This is a genomic window from Stenotrophomonas sp. 2YAF22 (assembly GCF_052114665.1).
In the GTDB taxonomy this organism is placed as follows: Bacteria; Pseudomonadota; Gammaproteobacteria; order Xanthomonadales; family Xanthomonadaceae; genus Stenotrophomonas; species Stenotrophomonas indicatrix.
This window is the reverse complement of the sequence record NZ_JBFRFE010000483.1, coordinates 1-3,382: the sequence shown is the minus strand read 5'-3', so window position 1 is coordinate 3,382 and position 3,382 is coordinate 1. Positions and strand designations below refer to the sequence as shown.

Sequence of the window (3,382 nt, the reverse complement as noted above, 5' to 3'; positions counted from 1 at the left end):
CCCTGTACCTGCGCCAGCGCAGTGCACTCAATACGCTGCTGGGTACGCACTATTACCGCGATGGTTCCTACCTGTACGTGGTGGACCGCCATGGCCGTCTGATCTATCACAACAACCCCAAGGAAGTGGGCACCTACGCATTGAACAACCCGGCGGTGAGGGAAGTGATGCGCGGCCAGCGCGGTGCGCAGCAGGTGCGCAACAACCACCAGGTGGCGATGCTGGCCGGTTACGCGCCCGTGGCGGCAACCGGCTGGGGCATCGTCGCGCAGCGCCCGACCGAGGCGACGCTGCAGCCACTGTCACGCCTGATGTCGGCGGTGATCTGGAATGCCATTCCGCTGGGCGTGTTGTCGCTGCTGATCACCTGGTGGTTCGCCCGCCGCATTTCGCTGCCGCTGTGGCAGCTGGCGCGCAACGTGCAGGACGGCGAAGACACCGGCAATGCGATCAGCCACGTCAATGGCATCCGCGCCTGGTACTTCGAAGTGGCGCAGCTGAAACAGGCCGTGCTGTACAGCTTCAATGCGCTGCAGGACCGCATCGGCACGCTCAACCGCGCCAGCCGTACCGATCCGCTGACCGGCCTGCTCAACCGTCGCGGGCTGCAGCAGGCGCTCGACGCGCTGCAGGCGCAGGGCCTGCCGTTTGCGATCCTGACGCTGGATATCGACCGCTTCAAGTCGATCAACGACAGCCACGGTCACGACGTCGGCGATGCGGCCATCGTGCATATCGCCGAACAGATGCGCCGCCATTCGCGCGAGACCGATGTGCTGTGCCGCGCCGGTGGCGAGGAGTTCCTGGTGCTGCTGCCGGGCGTTGGCATCGAAGCGGCCCGGCAGACCGGCGAGCGCCTGCGCCAGGCCATCGCCGACGAACCGTTCGCTCCGGTGGGCACCATCACCGTGTCACTGGGAGTGGCCCACTTCCCCAGTTTCCATACCGATCCGGAACAGGCGCTGCGCTTGGCCGACAAGGCCCTGTACCTGGCCAAGGAACAGGGCCGCAACCGGGTGGTGGTGTACCCGCACGCCGATTGAGCACATCGATTCCAGCGGGATGCGCCGGGGCAGGCCCGGTGCATCCCGCAATCACGCATCATCCCAGCGGGGTCAGCAGGCGCGGGCCTTCCTGCGCACGACCCACCATGTACACACCGCCTTCGGGCAGCAGATCGGTTCCGGCGATCTGGGTTTCCTCACCGGTCTTCCACGGCGCCTGCTGGCGCGGACCGGGAATGTACGCGGTCCAGCGGCCGTAACGCTCGCTCTGCTTGTCGAAGAAATAATTGACCGGCACGCGCACGGTCCAGAAGTCCCGGTCCTTGTCCTCGCCGGTAGTGGGCGGGTTGAAGGTCCATTCGCGGGCGCTCCTGACACTGGCCTTGGCAAGCACGTCGCGCAGCTGGTTCATCGTACGCTCGGGACCGACCACGGTCAGGTTGGTCTGCTCGGCAATTACGTCAGCTACCTTGCCATCACGCCCCACCTTGACCAGAAGCATGACAGTGCCCTGCCCGCGGATCGATGCCGCCTGTGGTGGGTAGACCGGTGCGCGCGTCTTCGCTGCGGTGACGTCATCGGTGCTCGGCGCACTGGATCCGCCGAGCTTGCCGAAGCGCGCATCAACCACCCGTACCTGCATGCTGTTGCCCTCCATGTTGCCGGCAATCAGACGCAGGTGGACGGTAGTACGGGCAGGCATCGGCTTGCCGTCGACCAGCGTCGGCTCAAATCGCCAGCTCTGCACCGCCTTGTCGACGAACCCCGCTACGCCAGCATCAACCTTCTCGCGGTGATCGAGCTGGAACCCTTCAACCTGGCCTTCGCGGCCGATGTCGATGACCCCGCTGAGGGTCATGCTGGCCTCGGCCTGCCTGCGTACCTCGCGCGCGGTCTGCGCATCGGCGGTATCGATCAGGGCGCCACCGCCAGACACCGCAAGGGCCAGTGCCAGGAAAAGAGAAGAACGCATCATTGCCGATCCTTGGTGATGAAAGCACCGAGATTACCCGAGTTCCTCGCCGTCGGCGCGACCAATCACGCCAACCGCTGCGCAGCCGAGTACGGTGGCGTGTCCGGATAATCGCCCGCCGCAAAGCGCGCCTGCAGTCCCTGCCACCAGGCGGGATCGAACAGATGGCGATAGTGCTCGCGCACCGCTGCCAGTTCCTGCGCCGGCAAGCCCATGAACGGCCCAAACCGCTCGGGGAAGACGTCACGCGGACCGACATGGAACCAAGGCTCATCGGCCATCGCTTCCTCTGCGGAGTTTGGCTTGGGCCAGGCCCGGAATACGCAGTCGCTGACCAGGCACAACTCGTCGTAGTCGTAGAACACGGCACGGCCGTGACGCGACACRCCGAAGTTCTTCGGCAGCATGTCACCGGGAAAGATATTGTTGCGCGCCATGTCGGTGATCGCCTGCGCGTAGTCGAGTACCGCTGCGCGCACGGCCTCTCCAGCCTGTTCGCGCAGATAGAGATTCAGTGGCCGGAAGCGACGCTGCACGTAGCACAACGCGATCTCCACCTCGTCGCCATCCACGCGCACGCTCTGCGCGCACTGCTGCAGCAGCTCTTCCAGCAACGCCGGGGCAAAGCGTTCGCGCGGGAAACGCAGGTGCCGGTAGGGCTGTGCGTCAAGCAGGCGACCGACGCGGTCGAGGTTGAACACCAGGGCGTACTTTTCCTCCACCTGCTGCCGCGACATCGTCTTGGGCCAGGCGAAACGATCGCGGATCAGCTTGAACACCAGCGGGTAGCTGGGCAGGGTGAACACCGCCATGACCATGCCCGGCGTGCCTTCGGCATGCGCCAGACGCTCATTCGGGTATTCATTGAAGTGACGGAAGAACGTCCGGTAGCGCTCGGTCTTGCCCTGTTTGGCGCGTCCGAGCACGGTATAGATCTCGTCGATCGGCTTGCCCGGCAGCAGGCTGCGCAGGAACACCACCGCATCGCCAACCGTGCCCAGGTCGGCCTGGAAATAGCTGCGAGACACGCCGAACAGATGGGCCACATCGCGACGCCGGGTCAGCACGGCATCGGCGCGCAGGCCCCGGTCGTCGTTGACCAGCGCGATCACGCACGGCGAGAAGCGGTGCTCGCCGAACACGCGCCCGACCAGATAGGCGCGACGCTCGCGGTAGAACACGGTATCGAGCAGTTCGATGCTGCGTACCGGCGTGTCGCCCCAGTGCGCCAGATCGTCCTGCAGGCGCACGGCGATGGCGGCGGCACAGCGCAGCTGGTGCGCATACGGAACACCGAAGCGGTAGTCGGCCAGCACCCGTTGCAGCGCCTCTACCGGCCGCGTCGGCGATACCGCGTAGGTGTGCCGCGCCACCGGATGGTAGAGGCGCTGCAACGGGTGCTGGC

3 protein-coding genes are annotated in these 3,382 nt (G+C 65.7%); 1 reads left to right on the top strand and 2 read right to left on the bottom strand.

What is annotated here, in order from left to right; translation table 11 throughout:
* Positions 1 to 1,043: sensor domain-containing diguanylate cyclase (locus AB4Y84_RS16850; RefSeq protein ID WP_442250491.1), on the top strand; the 1,043-nt coding region annotated here is incomplete at its 5' end.
* 58 nt (positions 1,044 to 1,101) lie between these two features.
* On the opposite strand, the gene AB4Y84_RS16845 is transcribed toward AB4Y84_RS16850, so the two are convergent.
* Both AB4Y84_RS16845 and aceK read right to left on the bottom strand, forming a co-directional pair.
* The gene (locus AB4Y84_RS16845) at positions 1,102 to 1,977 is read right to left on the bottom strand and encodes an energy transducer TonB (protein ID WP_442244481.1); all 876 of its coding nucleotides are present in this window, start codon (positions 1,975 to 1,977) and stop codon (positions 1,102 to 1,104) included.
* Between the two features lie 65 nt (positions 1,978 to 2,042).
* A partial coding sequence (aceK, locus tag AB4Y84_RS16840) for a bifunctional isocitrate dehydrogenase kinase/phosphatase (RefSeq protein ID WP_442250490.1) occupies positions 2,043 to 3,382 on the bottom strand: 1,340 nt, incomplete at its 5' end.

What these genes read in the sequence shown, in the direction of transcription:
- AB4Y84_RS16845 (WP_442244481.1), bottom strand. Translation starts at nt 1,977, where the DNA reads ATGCGTTCTTCTCTTTTCCTGGCACTGGCCCTTGCGGTGTCTGGCGGT.